This is a genomic window from Vreelandella hamiltonii (assembly GCF_014651795.1).
Taxonomy (GTDB): Bacteria; Pseudomonadota; Gammaproteobacteria; order Pseudomonadales; family Halomonadaceae; genus Vreelandella; species Vreelandella hamiltonii.
In genome coordinates this window covers 89,361-112,974 of the sequence record NZ_BMXO01000001.1, presented here as the reverse complement: position 1 = coordinate 112,974, position 23,614 = coordinate 89,361, and the positions used below count along the sequence as shown (strand labels likewise).

General features: G+C 56.8%; 24 protein-coding genes and 1 tRNA gene. 13 read left to right on the top strand and 12 right to left on the bottom strand.

Annotated elements, in window-relative coordinates; translation table 11 throughout:
- Positions 1 to 151: 151 nt before the first annotated feature.
- Complete coding sequence (locus tag IE061_RS00580) at positions 152 to 1,780, bottom strand: methyl-accepting chemotaxis protein (protein WP_193460682.1); 1,629 nt, start codon at positions 1,778 to 1,780, stop codon at positions 152 to 154.
- Positions 1,781 to 2,050: 270 nt separating this feature from the next.
- Between IE061_RS00580 and IE061_RS00575 the strand changes: the two genes are divergently transcribed.
- The 6 genes from IE061_RS00575 to IE061_RS00550 all read left to right on the top strand — a co-directional run bounded on the left by IE061_RS00575 (position 2,051) and on the right by IE061_RS00550 (position 5,984).
- The gene (locus IE061_RS00575; RefSeq protein ID WP_016914466.1) at positions 2,051 to 3,013 is read left to right on the top strand and encodes an ABC transporter ATP-binding protein; all 963 of its coding nucleotides are present in this window, start codon (positions 2,051 to 2,053) and stop codon (positions 3,011 to 3,013) included.
- Positions 3,010 to 3,783: an ABC transporter permease gene (locus IE061_RS00570; RefSeq protein WP_016914465.1), complete on the top strand. Its 774-nt coding sequence runs from the start codon at positions 3,010 to 3,012 to the stop codon at positions 3,781 to 3,783. Before IE061_RS00575 ends, IE061_RS00570 begins: the two co-directional genes overlap by 4 nt.
- Before the next feature lie 38 nt (positions 3,784 to 3,821).
- On the top strand, positions 3,822 to 4,655 hold the full coding sequence (gene queF, locus IE061_RS00565; protein WP_039181225.1) for an NADPH-dependent 7-cyano-7-deazaguanine reductase QueF: 834 nt from the start codon (positions 3,822 to 3,824) through the stop codon (positions 4,653 to 4,655).
- A 26-nt stretch (positions 4,656 to 4,681) separates the two neighbouring features.
- Complete coding sequence (locus tag IE061_RS00560; RefSeq protein WP_039181222.1) at positions 4,682 to 5,242, top strand: nitroreductase family protein; 561 nt, start codon at positions 4,682 to 4,684, stop codon at positions 5,240 to 5,242.
- Between the two features lie 25 nt (positions 5,243 to 5,267).
- On the top strand, positions 5,268 to 5,774 hold the full coding sequence (locus tag IE061_RS00555) for a YiiD C-terminal domain-containing protein (RefSeq protein ID WP_016914462.1): 507 nt from the start codon (positions 5,268 to 5,270) through the stop codon (positions 5,772 to 5,774).
- A gap of 122 nt (positions 5,775 to 5,896) precedes the next feature.
- A tRNA-Ser gene (locus tag IE061_RS00550) sits at positions 5,897 to 5,984 on the top strand.
- A gap of 190 nt (positions 5,985 to 6,174) precedes the next feature.
- On the opposite strand, the gene IE061_RS00545 is transcribed toward IE061_RS00550, so the two are convergent.
- The 3 genes from IE061_RS00545 to IE061_RS00535 are packed head-to-tail and all read right to left on the bottom strand — an operon-like array spanning position 6,175 to position 8,898.
- Complete coding sequence (locus tag IE061_RS00545; RefSeq protein ID WP_193460681.1) at positions 6,175 to 7,464, bottom strand: ISL3-like element ISPpu12 family transposase; 1,290 nt, start codon at positions 7,462 to 7,464, stop codon at positions 6,175 to 6,177.
- Positions 7,465 to 7,485: 21 nt separating this feature from the next.
- Complete coding sequence (gene lspA, locus IE061_RS00540; RefSeq protein WP_004863699.1) at positions 7,486 to 7,998, bottom strand: signal peptidase II; 513 nt, start codon at positions 7,996 to 7,998, stop codon at positions 7,486 to 7,488.
- A gap of 3 nt (positions 7,999 to 8,001) precedes the next feature.
- A complete protein-coding gene (locus tag IE061_RS00535; RefSeq protein ID WP_004574643.1) occupies positions 8,002 to 8,898 on the bottom strand; it encodes a cation transporter in 897 nt (298 codons plus the stop codon).
- Between the two features lie 95 nt (positions 8,899 to 8,993).
- Between IE061_RS00535 and cadR the strand changes: the two genes are divergently transcribed.
- Together cadR and nadS are read left to right on the top strand one after the other, a co-directional pair.
- Positions 8,994 to 9,401 (top strand): Cd(II)/Pb(II)-responsive transcriptional regulator, encoded by a 408-nt coding sequence (gene cadR, locus IE061_RS00530; RefSeq protein WP_004364961.1) that lies wholly within the window; start codon positions 8,994 to 8,996, stop codon positions 9,399 to 9,401.
- A 307-nt stretch (positions 9,402 to 9,708) separates the two neighbouring features.
- A complete protein-coding gene (nadS, locus tag IE061_RS00525) occupies positions 9,709 to 9,993 on the top strand; it encodes a NadS family protein (protein WP_039181156.1) in 285 nt (94 codons plus the stop codon).
- Between the two features lie 550 nt (positions 9,994 to 10,543).
- Here the strand turns inward: nadS and cls are convergent.
- The 6 genes from cls to IE061_RS00495 all read right to left on the bottom strand — a co-directional run bounded on the left by cls (position 10,544) and on the right by IE061_RS00495 (position 17,343).
- Positions 10,544 to 12,022 (bottom strand): cardiolipin synthase, encoded by a 1,479-nt coding sequence (cls, locus tag IE061_RS00520; protein WP_193460680.1) that lies wholly within the window; start codon positions 12,020 to 12,022, stop codon positions 10,544 to 10,546.
- Positions 12,019 to 12,768 (bottom strand): ferric reductase-like transmembrane domain-containing protein, encoded by a 750-nt coding sequence (locus tag IE061_RS00515; RefSeq protein WP_081137392.1) that lies wholly within the window; start codon positions 12,766 to 12,768, stop codon positions 12,019 to 12,021. Before IE061_RS00515 ends, cls begins: the two co-directional genes overlap by 4 nt.
- Before the next feature lie 132 nt (positions 12,769 to 12,900).
- Entirely contained in the window at positions 12,901 to 13,941 is a 1,041-nt protein-coding gene (locus IE061_RS00510) for a L,D-transpeptidase family protein (RefSeq protein ID WP_081195058.1), read from the bottom strand.
- The gene (lgt, locus tag IE061_RS00505; protein ID WP_081195060.1) at positions 13,938 to 14,768 is read right to left on the bottom strand and encodes a prolipoprotein diacylglyceryl transferase; all 831 of its coding nucleotides are present in this window, start codon (positions 14,766 to 14,768) and stop codon (positions 13,938 to 13,940) included. Before lgt ends, IE061_RS00510 begins: the two co-directional genes overlap by 4 nt.
- Before the next feature lie 18 nt (positions 14,769 to 14,786).
- Positions 14,787 to 15,647 (bottom strand): F510_1955 family glycosylhydrolase, encoded by an 861-nt coding sequence (locus IE061_RS00500; protein WP_039181150.1) that lies wholly within the window; start codon positions 15,645 to 15,647, stop codon positions 14,787 to 14,789.
- A gap of 91 nt (positions 15,648 to 15,738) precedes the next feature.
- A complete protein-coding gene (locus IE061_RS00495) occupies positions 15,739 to 17,343 on the bottom strand; it encodes a multicopper oxidase family protein (protein WP_026001907.1) in 1,605 nt (534 codons plus the stop codon).
- Between the two features lie 319 nt (positions 17,344 to 17,662).
- Here IE061_RS00495 and IE061_RS00490 point away from each other — a divergent pair, with 319 nt between their 5' ends.
- The 5 genes from IE061_RS00490 (at position 17,663) to IE061_RS00470 (ending at position 21,991) form a co-directional block, all read left to right on the top strand.
- The gene (locus IE061_RS00490; RefSeq protein WP_144983648.1) at positions 17,663 to 17,860 is read left to right on the top strand and encodes a hypothetical protein; all 198 of its coding nucleotides are present in this window, start codon (positions 17,663 to 17,665) and stop codon (positions 17,858 to 17,860) included.
- A 165-nt stretch (positions 17,861 to 18,025) separates the two neighbouring features.
- Entirely contained in the window at positions 18,026 to 18,595 is a 570-nt protein-coding gene (locus tag IE061_RS00485) for a Spy/CpxP family protein refolding chaperone (RefSeq protein WP_096921764.1), read from the top strand.
- Positions 18,596 to 18,674: 79 nt separating this feature from the next.
- Complete coding sequence (locus tag IE061_RS00480) at positions 18,675 to 20,954, top strand: heavy metal translocating P-type ATPase (protein WP_193460679.1); 2,280 nt, start codon at positions 18,675 to 18,677, stop codon at positions 20,952 to 20,954.
- Entirely contained in the window at positions 20,951 to 21,145 is a 195-nt protein-coding gene (locus IE061_RS00475) for a DUF2933 domain-containing protein (RefSeq protein WP_016915536.1), read from the top strand. Before IE061_RS00480 ends, IE061_RS00475 begins: the two co-directional genes overlap by 4 nt.
- A gap of 564 nt (positions 21,146 to 21,709) precedes the next feature.
- Entirely contained in the window at positions 21,710 to 21,991 is a 282-nt protein-coding gene (locus IE061_RS00470; protein WP_039181142.1) for an addiction module antidote protein, read from the top strand.
- A gap of 319 nt (positions 21,992 to 22,310) precedes the next feature.
- On the opposite strand, the gene IE061_RS00465 is transcribed toward IE061_RS00470, so the two are convergent.
- Both IE061_RS00465 and IE061_RS00460 read right to left on the bottom strand, forming a co-directional pair.
- Positions 22,311 to 22,463 carry a metallothionein gene (locus tag IE061_RS00465; RefSeq protein WP_081195643.1) on the bottom strand — a complete coding sequence of 51 codons (153 nt, stop codon included), beginning with the start codon at positions 22,461 to 22,463 and terminating at the stop codon, positions 22,311 to 22,313.
- Between the two features lie 95 nt (positions 22,464 to 22,558).
- The gene (locus tag IE061_RS00460) at positions 22,559 to 23,365 is read right to left on the bottom strand and encodes a CLCA_X family protein (protein ID WP_230478337.1); all 807 of its coding nucleotides are present in this window, start codon (positions 23,363 to 23,365) and stop codon (positions 22,559 to 22,561) included.
- Positions 23,366 to 23,614 lie beyond the last annotated feature (249 nt).

Genomic DNA, 23,614 nt, shown 5'->3' with positions numbered 1-23,614 from the left:
TTTTCCATCGCTTTTTCTGATTCTGCTTTGCCAGATCCTCTTCGTTTCTGTTGTCCGTTCGATAACTGCCCTTGAGCAGCGCTTTTTCGTGGGCGCCGTTCGGGAATAAAGTATGCGGAATGCCCAGGCGCATGCGCCCGGGCCAAGTGGTTCAATCCACCAGAGTGAAGTGGCCGACCACGCTGTTGAGCGACTGTGAGCGCTGTTTGAGGTCCTGGGCAGAGGTGGCGGTCTGCTGCACCATGGAGGCATTGTCCTGGGTGGCCTGGTCTAGCTGGGCGATGGCCACGTTGATCTGTTCGATACCGCGGGTCTGCTCGTAGGTGGCGGCGGTGATCTCCTCGAACAGGTCGTTGACCTTCTGAATTTGCAGGTCGATGTCCTGCATCCGTTGTTTGGCCGTATCGACCAGCCCGGCGCCGTTGCTGACCTGGGCGTTGGAGGCGTTGATCAGCCCTTTGATTTCGTGGGCGGCCGTGGCGGAGCGGTTGGCCAGTTGGCGAACTTCGCCGGCCACGACGGCAAAACCACGGCCATGTTCGCCGGCGCGGGCCGCTTCCACCGAGGCGTTGAGCGCCAGAATATTGGTCTGGAAGGCAATGCTGTCGATCAGTGTGACGATATCGGTGATCTTGTCGGCCTCGGCGCTGATCTCCTGCATCGAGTTGACGGCATTGCCGATGGCCTGTTGGCCTGCCTGCGAGGTTTCGCCTGCGCTGCGTACCAGCTCTTTGGCCTGGGCCACGCTGTCGGCGGTTTGGCGAACGGTCGCCGTGACTTCTTCCATGCTGGATGAGGTCTGCTGAAGGGCGGCGGCCTGCTGCTCGGTGCGTGATGACAGCTCCTGGTTGCCCGCAGCAATATCACCGGCATTGCCATCCACCGCCTCGCTGGTGGTGTAGATGTCGGTCATGGCTTCACGCAGCTTGTCGCGCATCGAGCGGATGTCGTAGAGCAGGCTGCTGGTGTCGTTGGCATGCAGGGCCACGGGGGCGGTCAAATCGCCCTGGGCAATGCGTGACACCACGCCAGCGGCGTAGTTGGGCTCCCCGCCCAGGCGGCGCAGGATCAGCGTTATCATGCCCCAGAAAGCCAGGGTCACCAGCGCACCGGCCACGATGCCCACCACGATGGTTTCAATGAGTTGGCTGACGATGGTGCTGTTGACGTCACCTACAAAGACGCCGCTGGCCACGTACACATCCCAAGGCGCAAAGGCTTCGGAGTAAGTTCGTACTAGCGGGCTGCCATCGTTGCCGCGCGCGAAGTTGGAGTAATATTCGGTGAAGCCGCTGCCATTGGCCCGTGTGTTATCCAGCATGCTCTGGAAAATCAGCGTGCCTTCGGGGTCGCTCACCTGAGAGATGTCTTCGCCTACTTCTCTGCGCGGATGAGCAAGCATACGCAGGCTGCCGTTGAAGGCGAAAAGGTAGTTGTCATCTTCGCCAAAGCGTATGTCGCGCAGCATGTTGAAGGCGAGGCGCTGGGCATCGGGAACGGACAGCTGACCTTGCTCGGCCAGGTGGTGGTAGTGTTCCAGCGTGGAAATGCCGATGTCGACTGCCGTCACCATGCGCTGTTCGCGTTCGCTATAGAGCAAGTTACGGCTTTGCCAGGCATTGATGGCGATCATGACGGCCAGGATCAGCCACAGTACGCCGACGCCGATCAGGCGCTGACGACGCAGGGGCAGCGTGGAGAGTCGATAGCGCGCAGGTGAGGTCGTCGCGTGCTCCGTCGATGGCGGCGCAACGCTGGAAGAGGTAGTGGCAGTGCTCATTATCAGGCAAGCTCTCTGTTATGTTCGATTGTTCCCTTGGCACCGGTGCTGACGCAGCGCCCGGTGCGCGCGTCATACTAAAGTATTAATTGCCTGAGTTCTGCTGCAATAGCGTGGCAAAGTGTCGCCTAATGTAGCCTTAACCTTTGTAAAACAGTCATCTGGCTCGCCGTGAGGGCATCGAGTTCGTTAGCTTGAAAAAATATGCGTTCGCCCCGATATCTTCCCATCTAGCTTCATAAGCTCTCATTTTGCTGACAGGACATGTTCATGGCCGAACCGGCATTGTCGATCCGTGGCCTTACCAAGGTGTACGGCAACGGCTTTCAAGCGTTAAAAGGGATTGATCTGGACGTTCAGCAGGGCGACTTCTTTGCACTGCTGGGCCCCAATGGGGCAGGTAAATCCACCACTCTGGGCGTGGTATGTTCCCTGGTGCAGAAAACCGCGGGCAAGGTGTCGATTTTTGGTATCGACATCGACAAGGATTTTGCCAAAGCGAAGTACCAGTTGGGCGTGGTGCCGCAGGAGTTCAACTTCAACCAGTTCGAGAAAGTGCTGGATATCGTATTGGCCCAGGCGGGCTATTACGGCATGCGGCGTAGTGAAGCGCTGCCCCGTGCCCAGCAGCTGCTGACCGACCTGGGGTTGTGGGAAAAACGCAACGGCAGCGCGCGGATGCTCTCCGGCGGCATGAAGCGCCGCCTGATGATTGCGCGTGCGCTGATGCATCGCCCCAAGCTGCTGATTCTCGATGAGCCCACGGCGGGGGTGGATATCGAGCTGCGTCGCAGCATGTGGGAGTACATGCGGCGCATCAACCGCGACGAAGGCACGACGATCATTCTGACGACCCACTATCTGGAAGAAGCCGAAAGCCTGTGCCGCAATATCGCCATCATTAATCACGGCGAGATCGTGCGTAACACCAGCGTGCGCGAGCTGCTGGCCGAGCTGGACACGGAAACCTTCCTGCTGGACCTGGCGGCTCCCGTCGCGCAAGCGCCGCAGGTGCCGGGTTTCGAGGTCCACCAGGTGGAGCCTTCCCAGCTTTCGGTGGCCATTCACCGAGGCCAGCAGCTGAACGACGTGTTCTCATCGCTCAGTGAGCAGGGCATTCAAGTGGTTTCCATGCGCAACCGCGCCAATCGTCTGGAAGAGATGTTCGTTTCCATGGTAGAGAGCAGCCAGGCGGCTCTGGATCAACGTGAGCAGCAGGAGGCCAACGCATGAATGCCACACAAACCCTGGTCGCGCTGTGGACACTGGTGCTCAAGGAGATCAAGCGGTTTACCCGTATCTGGCCGCAAACCCTGCTGCCACCGTCGATCACCATGGCCATGTACTTCATCATTTTCGGCAGCCTGATCGGCTCGCGCATTGGTGAGATGGATGGCTTCAGCTATATGGATTTCATCGTGCCCGGGTTGATCATGATGTCGGTGATCACCAACAGCTACTCCAACGTGGCCTCCAGCTTCTTTTCCAACAAGTTTCAGCGCTCGGTGGAAGAGATGATGGTCTCGCCCATGCCCAATAGCGTGATTCTTTCTGGCTTCATTCTGGGCGGCATGGCCCGAGGCCTGGGCGTTGGGCTCATCGTGACGCTGGTATCGCTGTTCTTCACCCGCTTGACGGTGGAGCATCCGCTGCTCACGATACTGGTCGTGGTGCTGACCTCGGCGCTGTTCTCCATAGGTGGCTTCATCAATGCCCTGCTGGCGAACAAGTTCGATGACATTTCCATCGTGCCGACGTTCATCCTGACCCCGCTGACCTACCTGGGCGGCGTGTTCTACTCGATTTCGATGCTGCCGGACTTCTGGCAGGGCGTCTCGATGCTCAACCCGATTCTGTACATGGTCAACGTCTTCCGCTATGGCTTTCTGGGGGTGTCTGACATTCCCGTCGGCTGGGCGCTGACGGCGATCATGGCGTTCATCGTGGTGCTGTTCATGGTGGCGCTGACCATGCTGGAGCGTGGCAAAGGTATTCGCAGTTAAGTGCCCCAAGGGCCCCTGGTTTGATGGAGACGTTTTGCATGGCACACCGCCCTGATACTCTGGAACACGCGCCGCTGGGGCGCGATTCTGCCTACCCCGAGCAGTACGATGCGGCACTGCTGTACCCCATTCCTCGGGCGGCCAATCGCGCGCCGCTGGGGATCGAAGAAAGCGCGTTGCCCTTCGTGGGTGAAGACGAGTGGCACGCCTTCGAAGTCTCCTGGCTGAATGGACGCGGCAAGCCGGTGGTGGCGGTGGCGCGCTTTCGGCTGCCGGCAAGCTCGCCGCAGTTGATCGAGTCCAAATCCTGGAAGCTCTACCTCAACAGCCTCAACCAGACGCGCTTTGCCAGCCAGGCCGAGGTAGAAGCCATCCTGGTGCGCGACCTGAGCGGTGCGGCGGGTGCCCCGGTCAGCGTCGAGCTGTTGCCGGTGGATGACGAAGCGCTGGCCCCGCGACGCTTGCCAGGGGAGTGCCTGGACGACCTGGATATCGAGGTCAGCCACTACACCCCCAGCGCCGAGCACCTGACCACCCACGATGATATCGTGGAAGAGACGCTGCATTCGCATCTGCTCAAATCGAACTGCCCCGTGACCGGGCAGCCCGACTGGGGGAGTGTGCTGATTCGCTATAAAGGCCCGCGCCTCGACCGCGAAGGACTGCTGCGCTACCTGATTGGCTACCGCCAGCATCAGGATTTTCACGAGCACTGCGTCGAGCATATCTTCACGGACCTAATGCAGTACGCCCAGCCAGAATCACTGCTGGTGCTGGCGCGTTACGTGCGCCGTGGTGGGCTGGACATTAGCCCCTGGCGTGCCACGCCGGGCATGGCGCCGCCCAGCCCGCTACGCCTGGCGCGCCAGTGATACCGACCCAGGACAAGGAGACACCAATGGACGCTCTTACGCTGCTGCATGAACGTAGCTCCATGGGCAAGCTCACCGAGCCTGCCCCCAGCCCGGAACAGCTCAGCGCCATCTACCGCGCCGCCCTGCGTGCCCCCGACCACAAGGAGCTACGCCCGTGGCGGTTTATCGAGTTCGTCGGAGAAGGGCGCGAGCGACTGGGAGAACTGTTCGCAGAAGCGGAGTTCCAGGAAGACCCGCACGCCAGCGATGACACCCTGAACGCTGCCCGCAAAAAGCCCCTGCGCGCGCCCATGGTGATCGCCGTGATTGCCAAGGTGACGCCAGATATTGCCAAGGTGCCCAAGGTCGAACAGGTCATTTCAGCGGGCTGTGCTGCCCACGGGATTCTGTTGGCCGCACACGCCCTGGGCTTGGGCGCCATGTGGCGCAGCGGCAAGTATGCCTTCGACCCGGTGGTGCGCAAGGGCATGGGGCTGGACAAGGAGGATGAAGTGGTCGCGTTCATCTACCTGGGCAGCCTGGCCGGTCGTCACAAGCCGGTACCCGAGCATAACGCCGCCGATTTCGTCGAACGCTGGGATTGAGCGCTTAACCGCCGAGGAGCCCACCATGAGCCCGTCACGCCAGCCAGGCCTACCGCACCCGCGACTACCGCTGCCAGAAGGCAAAGAAGACCTGCACGCCTTCCACCGCTGGCTGGGCGAGGCGATTCCCATGGTGGGAGCCTTGGGCATCAGTGACGTGAGCCACGCCAACGACGCGTTGACCTGGCACCTGGCGCTGGCGCCTAACCTCAATGATAAAGGCACCGGCTTCGGCGGTGCCCTGGCGGCACAAGCCACACTGCAAGGATGGTGCTGGGTGACCCTGTGGCTGCGCCAGCAGGGAAGGGCACAAGACGTGGTCGTGGCGGAGGCCAGCCAGCGCTTCGTTGCCCCGGTGACCGGCGACTACCGTCTTATCTGCACGCCCAGCAGCAGCGACGGCCCCGCAACGCTGGCAGAACGGCTGCGCGAACGCGGCAAAGGCAGCATCGCGCTCAGCCAGCAGCTCTACTGCGGCGACACGCTATGTCTGGAAGCCAGCAGCCGCTATGCCGTGCTGCCCAGCCCTTGATGTGAAAAAGCTCTGACGAAAAAGCCCTGACGTGAAAAAGGCTTGCTATTTCACAGCTTAACGCATAGTATATGCGCCGTTCTGTTGAGAAAGGCAACGCCCTGCAGCAGAGCACACAATGTGGAGAGGTGTCCGAGTGGTCGAAGGAGCACGCCTGGAAAGTGTGTAAGTCGAAAGGCTTCGAGGGTTCGAATCCCTCCCTCTCCGCCAAGAATATAGATTAAGCCGCTGATTTCAGCGGCTTTTTTGTGTTTGTAATTTACTTAGCCCATACTACAGCCCATACTTTGGTTTTGGCTCTTACTGAACGGTATCAAGCTTCTCTGGACGCTAAATCTCTTCGGGTATACGGATTTAATGGTTGATGGGGCACCTTCACCCCATCAATCTGATACCACCCTCAGATGGTTGATAGATCGACTCCGTAGTTGAGTTCCTCTGCGACGTCCGGCAGTCCGTAACCGATGGTTTTCTTGTAGAAAGGAGAGACCTTCGCAGTCGGTGCCTTCTTCTTGTGCTTCGTGGTGTAGAGCATTCGTGCCCGCATCACCTCGAAGGAGTAACCGCGCCCTTCACGGTTCTTGTCCTTGGCCAGTCGGTTGATGGACTCCGTGTAAGCGTTGGTGACGGGCATGTCCGTCTCGAAGTAGGTCATGGTCTCTTCGCGCCAGTTTCCCACTGCCCTGACCAGATCGCTCCAGACTTCCTTTTGGCCCTTCGGGATGGTGGCTATCCACTCGTCCAGGGCGGCTTCTGCCTGGAGCCGTGTGGTGGCGTCCCAGATGCCGTAGAAGCGCTCCTTGTGCTCGTAGGCGGCCAGCAGTTGCGGGAACGCGCCTGTCCAGGTCTCCATGATGAGGCGCTCCCGGTCTGAGACTTCGTGAGCGCGTTTCAGCAGGATTTTCCGGTCTCCCTTGAGAGTCCGGCTCTGGGACGGTTTCAGCTCCTTTCTGAGGCCCTTGCGCACTCTCTCTAGGGCATCGTTGGCCATGCGCACCACATGGAACTTATCGACCACGATACGGGCCTGGGGCAGCACAGCCTTGACCGCTGCCCGGTAGGGGTTCCACATGTCCATGCTGACGATCTCGACCTTCTGCCGGTCTTTCAGCTTCATCAGGTAGTTGGTCACCACGTTCTGGCGGCGGGTGGCCAGCAGGTCGAGCAGGGTTCGCTCCTCAATGTTGGTCAGAATGCAGCGGTAGCGCTTGTTCAGGTATAGCTCGTCAATGCCCAGGATGCGGGGCGTCTCGAAGCGGTGCCAGCGCCCCAGGAACTCGGCGCGGGCGTTGAAGATGTCGCGCACCGTCTTCTCGTCCAGGCCGGTCTGTGCCGCCACAAAGGTGTAGGGGTGGTTGAAGGATTCCTTCTCCACGTACTCATGCAGCCGCAGTGTCATACGGAATCCGTCCACCATCTCCGGTAGCTGGGGCCTGAATGTTGTCTTGCAGGCCCGGCAGGTGTATCGGCGGCGGACCACCCAGAGAGTGACCCGCTTGCCGTGGATGGGCAGATCACGATAGGGAACGTCACGCTTGCCGAACCGTACGAACTCACCCTGCACGCCGCATTCCTCGCAGGCGATGGGATCGGGCACGTCCACCTGGAAGTGCATTTCGTCGTCGGTTGATTTGCAGCCCAGTACTTGGTATTGCGGCAGGTGAAGGATGTTGTCGGGAAGTTCGGTCATGGTGTTGTATAGGCGTAGGTGTCAGTCAGATCCATCCGGCTCGGCATTGGTGTTTGCTTTTTTACCCAACAAGCTGCTGGAAACGAAAAGTAAGGCACCGAGGACAATTGCAATATCAGCCAGGTTGAAGGCCGGCCAATGCCAGTCTCGCCAATAGAAATCAAAGGAATCCACAACATAGCCGCGAAAGACCCGGTCAATCAGGTTGCCCATGGCGCCACCGAGGATAAGACTGTAAGCGATGGCTTCTCCTTTATGACGATTTTCAAGGATCAGCTTGATCAGAAAAATCGAGACCACTACCGCGATTCCGATAAAAAAGTAGCGCTGCCAGCCTCCACCATTCGCAAAAAGACTGAATGCGGCACCGGTGTTCCATAGGTGCACCCAGTTAAAGAACGGGGTCACCGAAACATACTCGCCATAGGCCATTGATTGCTGCACCAGCCACTTTACAGCCTGATCAGACGCTGCCAGCAGGCCCGATATGGACAATAGGGCATATGGCGAGAGCTTTTTGCCAATAATGAGCATTATTTAACCCTTCAACGCCAAAATGCGTCTGGCACCGTTAAGTACAATGCCCCCCGCGATGGTGCCGATAATCAGATCCGGATAATTGGAACCGGTCCACGCGACCAGGGCGCCGGCGGTGATGACCCCCAGGTTGATCACCACGTCGTTGGCCGAGAATATCCAGCTTGCCTTCATGTGCGCCCCGCCTTCCCGATGTTTGGATATGAGCAGCAGACAACTGGTATTGGCAATCAATGCGACGAATGCGATAGCCATCATCACCAGCGATTCAGGCTCACTACCGAATACAAAGCGTCTCACCACCTCTACGAGCACGCCCACAGCCAAGATCAGTTGCAGTACACCAGCAAGATGCGCGGCACGTACCTGCATTTTCACGCTATGTCCAACCGCATAAAGGGCAAGCCCGTACACCGCCGCATCGGCAAAATTGTCCAGGGATTCTCCAATCAGGCCGGTGGACTGGGCGATCAGACCGGCAGTCATTTCCACCACGAACAGAAGTGCATTGATGCCGAGCAACCAGCGCAGGGTCCCGGATTCTTGCTTAGCAGAAGCTGCCGAAAACTCGGCGGCCTTGATGGTCTCCGGATTTGCAGCGACGGTTTCCTGAAGCGAGGCGCCTAGCCCCAAGGTCTTCAGTTTCGAGGTGACGGGCTCGACCTCGCCGTCATGCACGACCTTCAGCCGGCGGTTCGACAAGTCGAAGGACAGCGCCCGAATCTCCTCAAAGCCGTTCAGGGCTAGGCGAATCATTCGTTCTTCTGATGGACAGTCCATCTTCGGCACGGCATAAACACTGACCCATCTCCCTGGCGCCTCGGAGGAGGCCTGTATATCGGTATCCGCTGCGGACGTTGCATCACCGCCACAGGCGCCACCACAGGATTTGCTCATGATACGACTCCACTTGAACAATGTTGTGGTACCATTTAAAACTATAAAGCTACTATAAGGTCAATAGAGTAAAGAATCCGTTGGGGAGGAGGCTGATGCGCATTGGTCAGTTGGCGCAGTTGGTAGGGGTCGAAACACAGACGATCCGCTTCTATGAACAGCAGGGCTTGTTGCCGCCGCCTGATCGGCAGGACAACGGTTACCGTGTCTATACCGAGAAGCATGGTGAGGGGCTGGCCTTCATCCGTCGCTGCAGAATCCTGGGCCTGTCACTGGCTGAGATTCACGAACTACAGAGCTATCAGGACGACCCTCATCAGCCTTGTACCGCCGTCAACGCCTTGCTCGATGATCACATCTCTCATGTGCGGTCGCAGATAACCGCTCTGCAAGCGCTTGAGAAACAACTCGTTTCACTGAGAGCGAGTTGCAACGATGACCGGGAAGTTGAGGCGTGTGGGGTTCTTGCTGGAATTAGCGAAGGAAACATGCACCAGCAGTAGGTGAAGCATCAACCAGATAATCCGATGAGATGCCGGTCTGTCTCACTCTCATGCAAAGGTAAGATCAACCATTTAATCCGCTTACCCGCGCCTGCAATGCGGAAACCAAGAATTATCAATACGTTATCTTTTCCAGGGATTACATTACTCACATGTCTTTCATCCTGTTAGCAGCCAGATGACAACCAGGCGGCGACCATATATCTGTGATATTGGCCTACCCTAAGAACATGAAGGACAACATAACACTTGCTGAAAAGGCCGCATTGAAAACACTGACCCACCAATTAAAGGAGGAAGTTTCTGGATGAGCATTTTTGACGAACTCCAAACATCGCTGCAGGAAGCCGTTGAGATTAATCAGGGCAACACTGAGGCTAGCCGCACAGCACGCCATGAAGTAGCCGATGTAAAAGCCATTCGTACCAAGCTCAATGTTTCTCAGGCGGAATTTGCCAGCGCAATGGGAACCAGCGTGGATACGATCAAAAGCTGGGAAGGCAAACGTAATAATCCTACGGGGCTAGCCGCTAAGGTACTGGCGACGATTCGGAATAACCCAGACTTTTTCAATGAAATTGCTTCACACTAACACCTACTTTCCTGACATAAGAATAATGGTAATTTGACGTGAGTGTGAAAAGCGCATTCTTAGACGCGCACTCCCGGAAAAATTGCGCCATCACCTGAAGCCCTTGAATCCGCATGCGAATGCAATGGCCTTGTTCAGCCAGCTACATACTACTGTCAACCACCGTAAGGTTGTCTTGGTCTGCGCAACAATATCTTCTTCATTAACTAAGACCCTCTCCTAGGGAATCTGCGCAGTCAACGAATCGGAGGCGTCCAATAGCCTGCTCGTCACAGAGTCAACAGCCGTTGCACAGATCTCGTTACGGTTGTACCAGACCCTAACGAGTTTAATGGCGTACAGTTACCACACCAGCCCGAGCCAACTCGGTGAATCGCATTACCTTTTCTTCAACTGTTCATTTTATTTCAGCTTAAAACCGAGAGGTTGCCTGAAGTTTACTATCTGGATTGAGTATTGCACGAGGGGCTTTCATCATGGCCTGAAACTCCAAAGCGAAGACTTGAATGCAAAATCACAGGCCAGCGGGCAATAGAGTGATCAAGCACACTCATAAGACCGGCGCAAACAAATAGGCCGCTCGAGCCGCCACCCGATGCCAAAGCGGCTTATCGCTGATCTCTTCTGGCTGCATCTGCCGTGCCCGCGCGAAATCCGCCTTGAACATCGCATCAACCTCGGCGGCAAAGTCGGCGTCCATCACCATCGCCGTCACCTCGAAGTTGAGTCGAAAGGAGCGGTTGTCGAGGTTAACGGTACCCACTGCCGCACCGATTTCGTCAACCAAAAAGGCTTTGCCATGTAAGAAGCCCCCCTCGTAGCGATAGACCTCGACCCCCGCCTCGAGAAGCGAATCGAGAAAGGCATAGGCCGCAAAGTAGGTTAGAAGGTTATCTGGACGTTCGGGAATCAGGATTTTCACCTCTACTCCGCTTAACGAGGCTAGTTTAAGCATCGCCAGCACCCCCTCATCTGGCACAAAGTAGGGACTGGATATCCAGATACGCTCTTGCGCGGCGTGAATTGCCTGTTGAATCATCAGACTAGCCGTCTCAAATCGGTCTGCGGGCCCACTCGGAAGAATGAGCACCGGTGTACCATGGCCGCTTGGAATTAGCGGTGACCAGGGAAGCTCGGGGATTTCCTCAGTCGCCCAGTGCCAATCTTCAAGAAACACCAGCTGCAGCGCCAAGGCCGCAGGCCCCTCAATCATTAGGTGGGTATCACGCCACGGGCCAATTCGTGGGTGGCCTTCCAAGTATTCATCGCCAACATTGAATCCACCGACCCAAGCTCTTTCCCCATCGGCCACCATTATCTTGCGATGGTTGCGAAAGTTGAGCTGGAAGCGATTACCTGTCCCCCGCGTAGAATGAAAGCGATGTACTCGAACACCCGCCTCTTCCAGCGTCTGGAGATAGTGGCTCGGCAACGCATAACTTCCAATTTCATCGTATAGAAAGAAGACCTCCACGCCCTGCCTAGCCTTCTCAATCAGCCGTGCCTGCAGCGCCAATCCCACTGCATCAGCCCGAACGATATAAAACTGCACAAGCAGATAGCGCTCAGCAGCATCAATACCGGCAAACAAGCTCTCGAAGGTCTGCTCACCGTCGATCAGCAGTTCCACCCGGTTGCCACCTAGAAACGGCAGCTTGGCCAGCTGTTCGACACCCACCAGATGCTTGTCAGCGTGTTCATCCGAAACCCCATGAGCCCGCAGCTCGGCCAGTTTTTCAGCAAGCGCCTGCCCCAACACCGAGTTCTCGTCGCGTCGTGCAGAGACATAGCCCTGGAATTTCGTGCGGCCGAACACCCAGTAGGCTGGCACCGCCACATAGGGCAATGTGTTTAGTGAAACGATCCAGGCCACAGCTCCCTGAGAGGTACGGCTCGACATCATCGCATCCAGTGACGACACAAACCCAACCAGATGAGCAACTCCCACCACGAGCAGTAAACGACGCCCGAATCGACGTCGCCTGGAGGGCAGCGTTACTGCCCCCGGCTTTTCCCTTTCATCGCTCATGCTCCCCCTAAACCACCTTTTCTTCGCTGTAAAATCAGTTTTATCATTGCCGCAACCTGAACGGTAAAGACAATACTCACGAGCCCTACAAACCAGAACCGAAACCAATTGGGCCCAGACACCCCACTCTGGAAAACTAGATTCCTGAGACTCAGCTCATAATGTAGGAAGAGAAAGTAGATTCCATGAAGAGCAACTAGATAGAAAACCACATAGGCATAATTTTGAAGATGCTTCCATGTTGAGCTTCCCAGGAAGCGCATGGCCTTGTCGGATGATATGGCAAACAGGACGAGCCCAAAAAAGAGGGCGACTAACCCGACCATATTCGCAAGCCCGAACCCCGGATCCACAAGAACCGGGCCTGAAAGCCCCGCCAAAGGCAGCTCCTGATAGCCTAAAAATCCACGAATCGACCACCGTGCCCAGCCATCCCACACTAGAAAAGCATGCACAGAGGCAAAGATCGCAAACCAGATCCCGAAGGCTCGCCGCCAATTGACAAGAAAGCTCAATTGCCTAGGCCATATTTTCACCACAGGGCCTATCACCATGGTGACAAATAACAGGATAAAAGCAGCATCGCCTAAAGCACGCCAAGTGCGCATCTCAGCGTCCCACTCCATTCGGCTCAACCAAAAAAGATAAGCTGTCATGGCACCAATCAGTACAACAACGAAATGTCTTCCAATTCTATGACGCCTAGTCGACATACTGACTTTTTTAGCTATAACGTGATGGTTCATATTTTTTCATACCTAGACACCACTTCATCGCAAGGCTAACCCTATTTCACATATGATTAATATCGACTTTATTCGGGTGCCTGGGAAGCTTGGCTGACTTTTCTCAGCATCCCAAACACCCTTATGAAAGCGTTAAAGACCCACCTCATAAAGCAATATCAAGGGTTGTGCTTGTTCTTCTAGAAGCTCATCCTGAGTTGGCGTATCGATGGGCACTACTTGACCGTCGGATCTCTCCAGCAGTTCTTGGAGTTGTGCATAATTTACCGATTGATCCAAGATGTACTGATTGAGCTTCGGCTGCATCTCAAGCAGTGCTTGTCTGCCGTGGTTCTGATTTTCAAGAAACTGATATACCTGCACGAACGCAGTGCCATCGTCCCAGCCGATCTTGACGGGCTGATCGACGATATTAACCTGAGTGCCTAAAGGCACAGCACCGAATATTGCTTTAACATCTTCCGGAAACATGCGTATGCAGCCACGGCTGGCGCGCATGCCAATGCCGTCCGGATCATTGGTACCGTGAATTAGATAACCAGGAATATCGAGCAGGATGGCATGCTTGCCGAGCGGGTTATCGGGACCCGGCGGCACCACTGAGGGTGCCGGTTCGCCTCGCGCCGCCGCTTCTTCACGCATGGAACGTGGCGGATACCAGGCAGGATCCTCAAGCCGCATGGTAGTGGTGGTAATTCCCAGTGGGGTGTTATAGCCATCTCGACCGATACCGATCGGATAGGTCTCGACTCGCGGCACCTCACCTTCGCCTATCTCCGGAAAATAGTAGAGACGTAACTCGGCGATGTTAATTACAATGCCAGTCCTCTCGGCATCGGGCAGGATATACTGGGCTGGCACGAGCACTTCTGTTCCGACGCCCGGCACCCAAAGACTGACGTTCGGATTAGCCCGACGGATTTCCTCGTAGCCCAGGTTATGGGTACGGGCGATATCGAGGAGCGTATCCGCCTCGTTGTCTACCACTACCTTATAGGCCTCACCAATCAGGTCACCGTACTCAGGCAACCTGTAGTGGCCCTGCGGCCACTCCCCCACGTCTTCAGCAAGCACAGGCGAAGTGCTCAGCAGCGTAGCGATAAGCAACGCCCCTAGCCCCGTTTTAATAATAATGGCAGTAATGGTGTTGGAGTGCCCAAGCGATAGTATCATTGTGTCCTCCTCTCTCGGCGGCGCAGATATAAACCGGGTTGGCTATGATTATCCACCGGTTGTTGGCGCGACCAGGTGATCAGCGCCATGCCGACCAGTATCATAGGGGCAGTCAGCAGCATTCCCATGGTGACCCAGCCAAACGCGAGGAAGCCGATGTGTTCATCCGGCAACCTCACGAATTCAACTGTGAAGCGAAACACGCCGTACAGCAGCAAAAAAAGACCAGAGATCAGACCTCGCCGCCTCGGTTCAGCGGAAAGCCACCACAGCAGCACGAACAGCACCACCCCTTCCAGGGCGAATTCATAAAGCGCAGAGGGGTGTCGTGGCTCTGGGCCCATGTGGGGAAACGGCATCGCCCAGGGCAGGTTGCTGACGCGCCCCGGCAGCTCGTGATTGATGAAATTGCCGATTCGCCCTGCACCAAGACCGATCGGCACCAGTGGTGCGATGAAGTCGGTTAGGGCAAAGAAGCCGAGCCGATGCTTTCGCGCAAACCATAGCGTCGCCGCCAGCACCCCGAGCAGTCCACCATGAAAGCTCATACCGCCTTCCCAAACTTTGAACAGCCATAAGGGGTTGGCCATAAACTGTTCTATTCCATAGAACAGGACATAGCCCAACCGGCCACCAACCACTACGCCTACCGCGGAGTAAAAGATCAGGTCGCTAATGTCATCGTGGGTTAGCTTAAGCCGATTAGCTCTAAGGCGCCCAAGCCACCAGGCGGCGCCGAAGCCCACCACATACATCAGGCCATACCAGTGAATCGCGAACGGGCCGAGGCTGATGGCCACTGGATCAATCTGGGGATATTGCAACATGTGGTATCTCCCAATTCATTAGAGGTGCGACCAATCGCGCCCACCGTTATTACTGATCAGCAGTTGATTGAGGTCATCAACCGCCACCAAACGCTGGGAGTCGTGCGGATCCAGCGCCAGATGCATCAGATAGCGCTCTTCCCAGCCACGCTTGACTACCTCCCAATCCCGGCTGCCCTCCCCAACTCTCAGCAAGCCTACCCCTATCATGAAGGCGTAAAGCTCTCCTTGGCTGGCCACCACCAGGCTCGTAGGGCGACGCTCAGGGTATACTTGTCGCCATCGTTCGCCTCCGTCAGGACTCATCAATAGCCCGGTTTGGGTGGCGGCATAGAGTTGTTCGGGATCACGGCTCGAGGCAGCCAGTGAAATCAGCCCGGCCGGCGCCTGGGCGCGAATCTGCCAATTGGCTCCACCATCCTGGCTGACTTGGAGCTGGCCACCATTAGCCCCATAGAGCACGTCGGGACTGGCCTCACTGATGGTCATCTGATGAAAGTCCACCGGGCCATCAACGCCGATAGCTAATTGTGACCAGCTGCGGCCTGAATCCCGGGACTTAACCACGCCGAGGTTGCCTCCCCTGGCCGGGTGGCCGCTGGCAAAGAAGGTCTCGGCTTCTTCCGGGTGAGGAGCAAAACCCATGAAGTCATGGGTCTCCTCCGAGACCCGGCGGGCCATTCCATCACTACCAACGGCATAGAAGCCATGATGGGTGGCCAACCATAGTCGTTCGCTATCCGCTCGATCGACGGCCAGGCCGTGAATATGGGTCTGCTCTCGCAGTTGCTCAAGACTGATACTACTCGGCTCTCGGGAGCAACCTGAAAGCAAGGTAAGCAGGAAGGCCACGGCGAGTGGCCAGCGATAATAGGTCATGACATCACGTCCTTATCAGTCGTCAGGTGGACAAGCACCACGCAAAGCCAACGCGCAACGCCAAAGCAAAACAAGGCAAGGCAAGGCAAGCTCAACTCACACGGATCGTTGCCATCATGCCTAGCTCTTCGTGTTCGATGATGTGGCAGTGGAACAGCCAATCGCCGGGCTTGAGGAACACCATGCGCAGCCTGAGACGCTGATAAGGAGCCAGGTTGACGGTGTCCTTCCAGGCCAGCCAGGGCGCGTCTCGCCATTCCCTGTCAGCATCGCGGGTAGCGATCACCTGAAAGTGGGTGCCATGCACATGGAAGGGGTGATCCATATGGGAGTTATTGAAGACTTCCCACTCCTCTACCTCGCCAACCTGCCCCTCAAACAGGACGTCGTTCATGGCAAAGGCACGGCCGTTGATCAGAAAATCCACCTTGGGTCGAACCGCTCTATCATCGTCGCTAGCGTGACTCGCCCCATGCCCCGGCCCATGGGTTCCGTGATGGCTGTCACTGCCGCCGTGGCCGGCATGCGGATCGCCATTCACCGCACCGTGATTGTCATGGTCTGGCATCACCTCGGTCAGTTCCACTTGACGTCTCACCACTGGTTCGCCTAGGGGTTCGATATGGGACAAGGGGTCAGGTAACGCGACGGCGGGGTATACGCCAGTATTTAGGGTATGAATCGATAATAGCGAAGCAATCTCGTCCAGATGTGCCGGCTTAGCCCCCATCCAACCACGTGTATAGGGATGACTCGCCAGCTCAAAACTCCTTTCAGATTTCTCGCTGATGCGTACTAGCAGATCGACCCGCTCACCCGGGGTGAGCAGCAACTCTTCGAGTGGTTGTGGTCGCTCGATCAGCCCGCCATCGGTACCGATCAGGGTCAACTCGTGATCTTCCAAGCGTAAACGCAAGTACCGGCCAGCACAGGCGTTGACCAGCCGCAGCCGCAGAGTAGTGCCCGGCGCCACATCAAGACGTGGCTCGCGTTGGCCGTTGACCAACAGAAGCTCCCCCTCGCGTCCATTCATCCAATCTTCGCTGGTATGGGGCGCCACTTCGCCATTCATATTCAGGCGCAGGTCGCTGACCACTAGCAAATGCTCTTCCACCTCCGCGGGCAACACGCCTAATCGGGGCCTGACCAACAATGCACCCGCTAAACCATGAGCTACCTGACGCGCAGTACCTTCATGTGGGTGGGGGTGAAACCAGTGTAACCCTGCACTCCCCCTATGAAAAACATAACGATAATGTCGTGACTCTCCTGGTAATACGGCTTCCCAGGGTGCCCCATCTTGCGACTGGGGCACCGGTACCCCATGCCAGTGCAGCGTCGTTTCCTGCTCAAGCTCATTTATCAGCGTAATGTCTAACTCATCCCCCTCGCGCACCTCAATCAATGGCAACACTTTACCGTTGTAGAGCCACAACTTTGCCTCCAGCCCATCGCTCACTGGCAGCGCATGGGCAGCGGGGGTTAACACACTTTGAAAGCGCCCAACCTGATCACTCAAGTTTGCAATCCGAGGCAATGGTTGAAGGGGTTGTCCTGCAGGGATGCTAGCGTTATCTAGCAGAGCTGTTGGTGACGCCTGTGTATGCCGTCCGGCCAAAGCGTGAACCAATAGGCCAGACCCAGATAGGGCAATACCACCCAGGGTGGTGTAGCGAAGAAATTCGCGACGTTTCATGGCTATTCCTCGTGATTAAAATCATCATCTTGGCCCGCCATAGGCGAGCTGAACGTTCAGCGATGAAGGTTTAAACGCGAGGAGGGCGATCAAAGAGCGCGCGCGGAGCTGGCGACCAGTTGACCAGATAACGAGGCAAGGTCGACGTGGCGGAGGTTGCGTCTTCGATAAGCAACGCGAGATTTACCGCACACTGAGCACAGGGCATACAGCACTCTGCCATATGGGAGGCATCGTGGTCGCCAATGCTGACCGACCCAACAACTTCGATCGCTCCACTGGCTAGATCAATGTCAGTGAACAGACAAGGTTCATCTTCATGATGATCCATCGCCACGACTATCAATGGCTGCGCCAAGGCAAGGCTTATCAGCAAACAAAGCAGCCATTTAAAAGTGGAGCAATTCATGACAAAGAAGTAATCACTATCGAGTGGAGGATATTAAGAGTATTTCATGGCTTCACAGACACACGCAACCCAAGTGCAGCAGGCAGGTTGCCGAATTACCAAAATTGATACAGGTCAACAAACTGCCTACTTTCACGCCCTGAGATGCCTTAGGCATGCCTGAATGCCATATTGAGAATTGACCTAGGTGCTACACATAGCCTCAATACTTCAGGCATCGGCCTTTGATATAGGCCTGTCGCTGATATAGGCCTGTCGCTAAGGAGAACGACCATGGATATTCGCAAGCACACTCTCGCCTTCGGACTCACCCTGGCCCTCGCAGCCAGTGGTACCGGCATTGCTTTCGCCCAGGGAATGATGGGTGACCAAGCGGGCCAGGGACGCTCCATGATGGAGGGCGGCATGGGTTCCGGCATGATGGGCGGCGGCCAAGGCGGAATGGGGCCCGGCATGATGGGGGAAATGATGGGCGGCGGCATGATGCCCTGCCCGATGATGGGCGGCGCCGGCATGGACATGATGTTGATGCTCGATGATGATCAACGCAGCGAGATGCGTGAGCTGATGCAGGAGCACCGACCTGCCCAGTTCGAACGCATGGGGCGGATGATGAACCTACGCGACGACCTGATGGCGGAGATGCACGGCGATCGCCCAGACCCTGATGAGGTTCAGGCGCTACACGGACAGATGGCCGAGTTGCACGGTGAGATGATGGCCGAGATGGTGCGCATGCGAAATGCCATGCATGACCTGATGAGCGACGAGCAGCGCCAACAGCTTGAGCAGGCCACACCCGAGGGCGGCGTCGATCCTGACGACCATGACGCCCACCACTGACCGAGATGTCACTGCGTAGGCATTAGGACGGACGGCCAACCCTGGCCGTTCTCTCATCAACGCCAGCAGGAGGTACACGATGTCCGATTCGACCCCGAACACAATCACCCTGACGGTGCCCGGCATGGGCAGCGACCACTGCGCCGGCATTGTGCGCAAAACGCTCGAACGCCTTGATGGCGTGGGCGTGATTCAGACCAATATTGCCAATCACCATGTCAGTGTGACCATCAAGGCAAGCGGGCCCGACGGCGACACCTTGAAGAAAGCCGTCGAAGGAGCAGGCTATGACGTGGCTGCCGTGCAGAGTGATCAGGAGGACGCCGAGAGCGACTCCGAGATCGAGGAGGCCTATCTAAGTCAGGCTCGCAGGCGACTGATCATCGCCGCGATACCCACCACCCTGATCATGCTGCTAATGATTCCGCACATGTTCTGGCAGCCAATTCCCGGCTATCTGGCCATCGTGGCACTGCTAGCCTTCCCGGTGGTATTCCTCTATGGCGGGGCAGCCACCCACAAGTCGACCTGGCGCTCGTTGAAAAACGGAACCTTTAATATGGATGTGCTGATCTCCATGGGCAGCCTGCCGCCCTACCTGATTGGCCTGGTCGGCTTTTTCTACACCATGACCTCGTTCATTGAGATGGCTGCCACCATCATGACCTTCCACTTGCTGGGCCGTTATTTGGAGGCACTAGCCAAAGGGCGCGCCTCCCAGGCTATTCGTCGCCTGATGACGCTGGGCGCCAAGACAGCGCGGGTGGAGCGCGACGGCGAGGAAATTGAAGTGCCGGTGAAAGAGCTCACGCCCGGTGACATCATGATCGTGCGCCCCGGCGATAAAATCCCCACCGACGGCGAAGTGGTCGAGGGTGAGAGCCATCTCGACGAGTCCCTCGCTACCGGCGAGTCGATACCGGTCTACAAGAGCACCGGCGACAGCGTGATCGGCGCCACCATCAACAAGGAGGGCCGATTGCGGGTCAAGGCGACCCGCGTCGGCGCCGATACTTTTCTCTCCCAAGTGGTGCGTCTGATCGACCAGGCTCAGGGCTCACGGGTGCCAATCCAAGAATTCGCCGACCGTATGACCGGCCGCTTCGTGCCAGCGGTACTGGCTATTTCACTGGCTAGCCTGATTGCATGGGCGCTGTTTCCAGACGTCCTGCGGCCGATTCTGGACTGGGGCGCGACCTTCCTGCCTTGGGTGAATCCAGATGCCAGCACACCAACGCTAGCCCTGATTGCCGCCGTCGCCGTGCTTGTCATCGCCTGTCCCTGCGCCCTCGGCCTAGCCACCCCCACCGCGCTGATGGTGGGCTCCGGTATCGGTGCCGAGCGCGGCATCCTGATCCGCTCCGGCGAAGCGATCCAGACCTTCAAGGACGTCAAAGTGATGGTGCTCGACAAGACCGGCACCATTACCCGCGGCGAGCCGAAGCTCACCGATGCCGTCACCGCCGAAGGAGTCGAGGAAACGCGCCTGCTGACCCTCGCCGCGAGCGTGGAGAACGCCTCGGAGCACCCCATCGCCCGGGCCATCGTGGATGGTGCCAAGGAACGCGATGTGAAGCCCGGTGAAGTCAGCGATTTTCGCTCCACCGGAGCGCGGGGCGTCTCGGGCAAGGTGGGCGATGAAACCGTGCTGATCGGCAATCGTCGACTGCTGGAAGAGGAAGGCGTGACAGGCCTTGAGGCTCTTGATGACGCCATGGCAGAGCTCGAGGGCAAGGGACGCACCGTGGTGATCGTCGCCGCCGACGGCCAGGCGCTGGGCCTCGTGGCCGTGGCCGATACCCTCAAGGAGGAATCGAAGGAGGCCATCCGCGGTATGCATGAACTGGGCCTGCACGTGGTGATGATCACCGGCGATAACGAGCGCGCCGCCCGTGCCGTAGCAGACGAGGTAGGCATCGACGAGGTTCAGGCCGGGGTGTTGCCGGAAGGCAAGGTCGATGCCATCCGCGCGCTACAGGAAAAGCACGGCAACCACGTAGCTATGGTTGGCGATGGCATCAATGATGCCGCGGCGTTGAAGCAAGCCAACGTTGGTATAGCTATCGGCGCGGGGGCAGATGTGGCCATTGAGGCCGCCGATGTGACCCTGGTGCGTGGCGAACTGACCGCCGTGGTGGACGCCATGCACCTATCTCGCGCCACCTTCGGCAAAATCGTCCAAAACCTGATCTGGGCCAGCGCTTATAACGTGGCAGCCATTCCCATCGCCGCGATTGGTCTGCTGCACCCGATGATCGGCGTCATCGCCATGACCGCAAGCTCTCTCTCCGTCATTGGCAACTCGCTGCTACTCAAGCGGCGCTTCGCCACAAACAACCCACAAGGAGACGCCAAATGAACCGCATTCACCACTGGATGATGACTGCTTGCTTAGTAATTATGGGCGTGGCCATGTTCTTTCTAATGTGGCGCGGCCAGTCACTGGGCACTGGGGCCTGGCTGTTGCTTCCCCTGACACTCTGTCTTGGCATGCATTTCCTCATGCATCGCCATTTCGGTCATCATCAAAGAAATAAGGATGAGAAGTGAGCCAGCGTCATTGCGTTCATGAAATCGATGTCTTCGGCATCAAATATAGCCAGTACTAGCTTCAGTCTTCCTTAAAGAGACAGGTGGCCAAGTAGTGACCACCTACTATTTAAATATTTAGATTTTGCTGGACTAGCATAGGTACTACTCAATATCCTGGATTTGAATATAGATATAAAAAATAAAAACAAATAAAAACAAATACTTAATTTAACAAGAAGGAAATAATCATTGCCCTACTACCCAAACTGCATGGGCATAAGCTAGCAAGCAACCGGCCAGTTACTAAATCATGATCGCCAAAATATTCAGGTTTCTCGCTCTGTTCCTCCTGGCAATCATGGCTGGTTCTTCCGTAACCGCAATGACAACGATGTGACCATTGTCTTGCGCGTGGACGGAGATTATGGCGAGTTAGTGAAGGCCCTTTAACGGACTAGCCCCTAGTGCTCTCTAGAGTGCTAGGTATGAGCTGATTATTTTGTTGGCGGGCGGTGATAAATCCAGCCAGGCAAAAGATATTGATATCGCGAAGCAATTGGCACGCGATTTGAAGGAGGCACCATGAGCACACTGCGTAAATGGGATGTCGTTGACCACTTGAATACCGAAGAGGAAATGGTGTTGTACTTTGAAGCCTGCCTTGAAGAGGGCGACGCTGCCCTGGTGGCGGCAGCGCTTGGCGATATTGCCCGCGCCCGTGGTATGGCACAGCTTGCTCGTGATACGGGGTTGACTCGCGAAGGGTTGTACAAAGCGCTTTCTGCTGATGGAAACCCAAGTTTTGCAACGATTATGAAGGTGACAAAAGCCTTGGGCTTTACGTTACATGCTGAATCATCGTAAGACGATCAACGATTCCATGATACGCCCCGCCTTTCACGGCGGGGCGTTTTCGTTGGTGAGGCGTAGACCGGGCAGGGCCATCACACACCACTGTTGAGACGTGCCGCTATCCTAGAAACGCAGGCCGCCGCTGAATCCGAAAATCGCTACGATGACGACGACAATGACGACGATGGTAGTAGTAGAGGGCATGATCTCTTCCTTTGAGAATGGTTGAAAGGTAAGCCTAGTCGGTGATGGGCGGTTTCGCACGCTTTGATAGGCCGATGCCCTGTGTTTGGCCGGGCATCGCAGTGGGGTGGGCGGTTATCGGGTGGGTTCAACCGCACTTGCAGTCATGGCCACAATCGGTAGAGCCATCGGCATGGCCCGTCGCGCAGGCCGTCGAGCAGAAGAGTTGCCCCTCTTTTTCGATGGAGTGGCTGTCCACCTTGCAATGACACTTCGGGCATGCGCACTGTTGCTGAGACATGGTAGAACCTCCTGTGGGTTGTCTCTTCAAGCGTAGTGCGCACCCTGGGTGTTATGTAATTGCGTTGTGAGGTTTTTTGCTGGTAATGGCTGCTGTCATGGCGTCGAGCGCGCCAGGGCGCTGCCTAGCGCAAGGAAGTAGTCATGAAAGCGCTGGTTGATGCGTTCGCGCTGTTCGCCTTGCGGGTACAGGCCGCGTGCGGCTTCCGGAGAGCGGCGTGTGCCTTTGACCAGAAAGTGGTTCTTGATGGGGGCATCTTGTACAAAGGCTTCGAAGGCTCGTGCGCATAGCTCTTCTGGCTTGCTGTAGTAGAGCTGGCCCATGGCGCGGTCGACCTCGGCCGAGTGGCGGAACAGCTCGCTGGGCTGCTGGCCATTCGGTTGCAGCAGGATGGCCTGAAAACAGGCCAGCAGGCGCTGGTTGAGCGGGTGCGCGATGGGCACGGCGTTTTGCAGCCAGGCGCTGGAGGCAAAGGCACTGGCAGGTAACTGCTGAAAACATTTGCGGGCGATGTAGTGGTCGAAGGCGTGAAACCATTCATGGGCAATGCTGCCAGGCCCAGCGTTCTTGGCCAGGGCAAAGCTTCGCTCAGTGGGGCTGTAATGCGCCGATACGCCGGGTCTTCCGCCGGTACCGTATTGCAGAGCAAGCGTGCCACGCAGGGAAATGAGCGCTTCATTGCCGTGCAGGATCAACATGAGATCGCAGAGCGCATCATGAAACAGCGTAGCGGCGTGGTCGCGCTCGGCGGGGGTGACCCAGCGGCCAATTTCGATGGCGCGAAAGTCGAACTGGCGGCGGATCGCGACAAAGTCGCTGCTACCTTCGGGCCGGTGCACGGGCCCTTGGCGAAAAAACTGCCTGGTATCGAGCATCACCCGGGTACCTGCTGAAAGGGGCATGGGGAGGATACATAAAAAAAAGCGCCCTCACGAATGAGGACGCTTTTTTCATCGCGGTACAGAGCGTCCTGAATGATCAGTCCGTGTACTGCGGTACTTCTTCTTCCCTGATTGACGAAAGCTCGTCCTGAGCTTGCTCGGTCCTTGAATCGTCTTCGCTCATCCTAAGCGCACATTCCCTTGTCACGCGGTATCCCTGCCGCGAACGCTTTGAACTATAGGTGAGTGACAATTAATGTACAAGATAAA

What these genes read in the sequence shown, in the direction of transcription:
- IE061_RS00510 (WP_081195058.1), bottom strand. Translation starts at nt 13,941, where the DNA reads ATGATACTATCGCTTGGGCACTCCAACACCATTACTGCCATTATTATT.
- cadR (WP_004364961.1), top strand. Translation starts at nt 8,994, where the DNA reads ATGCGCATTGGTCAGTTGGCGCAGTTGGTAGGGGTCGAAACACAGACG.
- IE061_RS00480 (WP_193460679.1), top strand. Translation starts at nt 18,675, where the DNA reads ATGTCCGATTCGACCCCGAACACAATCACCCTGACGGTGCCCGGCATG.
- IE061_RS00580 (WP_193460682.1), bottom strand. Translation starts at nt 1,780, where the DNA reads ATGAGCACTGCCACTACCTCTTCCAGCGTTGCGCCGCCATCGACGGAG.
- IE061_RS00545 (WP_193460681.1), bottom strand. Translation starts at nt 7,464, where the DNA reads ATGACCGAACTTCCCGACAACATCCTTCACCTGCCGCAATACCAAGTA.
- IE061_RS00570 (WP_016914465.1), top strand. Translation starts at nt 3,010, where the DNA reads ATGAATGCCACACAAACCCTGGTCGCGCTGTGGACACTGGTGCTCAAG.
- IE061_RS00490 (WP_144983648.1), top strand. Translation starts at nt 17,663, where the DNA reads ATGATGATCCATCGCCACGACTATCAATGGCTGCGCCAAGGCAAGGCT.
- queF (WP_039181225.1), top strand. Translation starts at nt 3,822, where the DNA reads ATGGCACACCGCCCTGATACTCTGGAACACGCGCCGCTGGGGCGCGAT.
- IE061_RS00465 (WP_081195643.1), bottom strand. Translation starts at nt 22,463, where the DNA reads ATGTCTCAGCAACAGTGCGCATGCCCGAAGTGTCATTGCAAGGTGGAC.
- cls (WP_193460680.1), bottom strand. Translation starts at nt 12,022, where the DNA reads ATGAGCGATGAAAGGGAAAAGCCGGGGGCAGTAACGCTGCCCTCCAGG.
- IE061_RS00500 (WP_039181150.1), bottom strand. Translation starts at nt 15,647, where the DNA reads ATGACCTATTATCGCTGGCCACTCGCCGTGGCCTTCCTGCTTACCTTG.
- lspA (WP_004863699.1), bottom strand. Translation starts at nt 7,998, where the DNA reads ATGCTCATTATTGGCAAAAAGCTCTCGCCATATGCCCTATTGTCCATA.
- IE061_RS00485 (WP_096921764.1), top strand. Translation starts at nt 18,026, where the DNA reads ATGGATATTCGCAAGCACACTCTCGCCTTCGGACTCACCCTGGCCCTC.
- IE061_RS00575 (WP_016914466.1), top strand. Translation starts at nt 2,051, where the DNA reads ATGGCCGAACCGGCATTGTCGATCCGTGGCCTTACCAAGGTGTACGGC.
- IE061_RS00555 (WP_016914462.1), top strand. Translation starts at nt 5,268, where the DNA reads ATGAGCCCGTCACGCCAGCCAGGCCTACCGCACCCGCGACTACCGCTG.
- IE061_RS00495 (WP_026001907.1), bottom strand. Translation starts at nt 17,343, where the DNA reads ATGAAACGTCGCGAATTTCTTCGCTACACCACCCTGGGTGGTATTGCC.
- IE061_RS00515 (WP_081137392.1), bottom strand. Translation starts at nt 12,768, where the DNA reads ATGAACCATCACGTTATAGCTAAAAAAGTCAGTATGTCGACTAGGCGT.
- nadS (WP_039181156.1), top strand. Translation starts at nt 9,709, where the DNA reads ATGAGCATTTTTGACGAACTCCAAACATCGCTGCAGGAAGCCGTTGAG.
- IE061_RS00560 (WP_039181222.1), top strand. Translation starts at nt 4,682, where the DNA reads ATGGACGCTCTTACGCTGCTGCATGAACGTAGCTCCATGGGCAAGCTC.
- lgt (WP_081195060.1), bottom strand. Translation starts at nt 14,768, where the DNA reads ATGTTGCAATATCCCCAGATTGATCCAGTGGCCATCAGCCTCGGCCCG.
- IE061_RS00470 (WP_039181142.1), top strand. Translation starts at nt 21,710, where the DNA reads ATGAGCACACTGCGTAAATGGGATGTCGTTGACCACTTGAATACCGAA.
- IE061_RS00460 (WP_230478337.1), bottom strand. Translation starts at nt 23,365, where the DNA reads ATGCCCCTTTCAGCAGGTACCCGGGTGATGCTCGATACCAGGCAGTTT.
- IE061_RS00475 (WP_016915536.1), top strand. Translation starts at nt 20,951, where the DNA reads ATGAACCGCATTCACCACTGGATGATGACTGCTTGCTTAGTAATTATG.
- IE061_RS00535 (WP_004574643.1), bottom strand. Translation starts at nt 8,898, where the DNA reads ATGAGCAAATCCTGTGGTGGCGCCTGTGGCGGTGATGCAACGTCCGCA.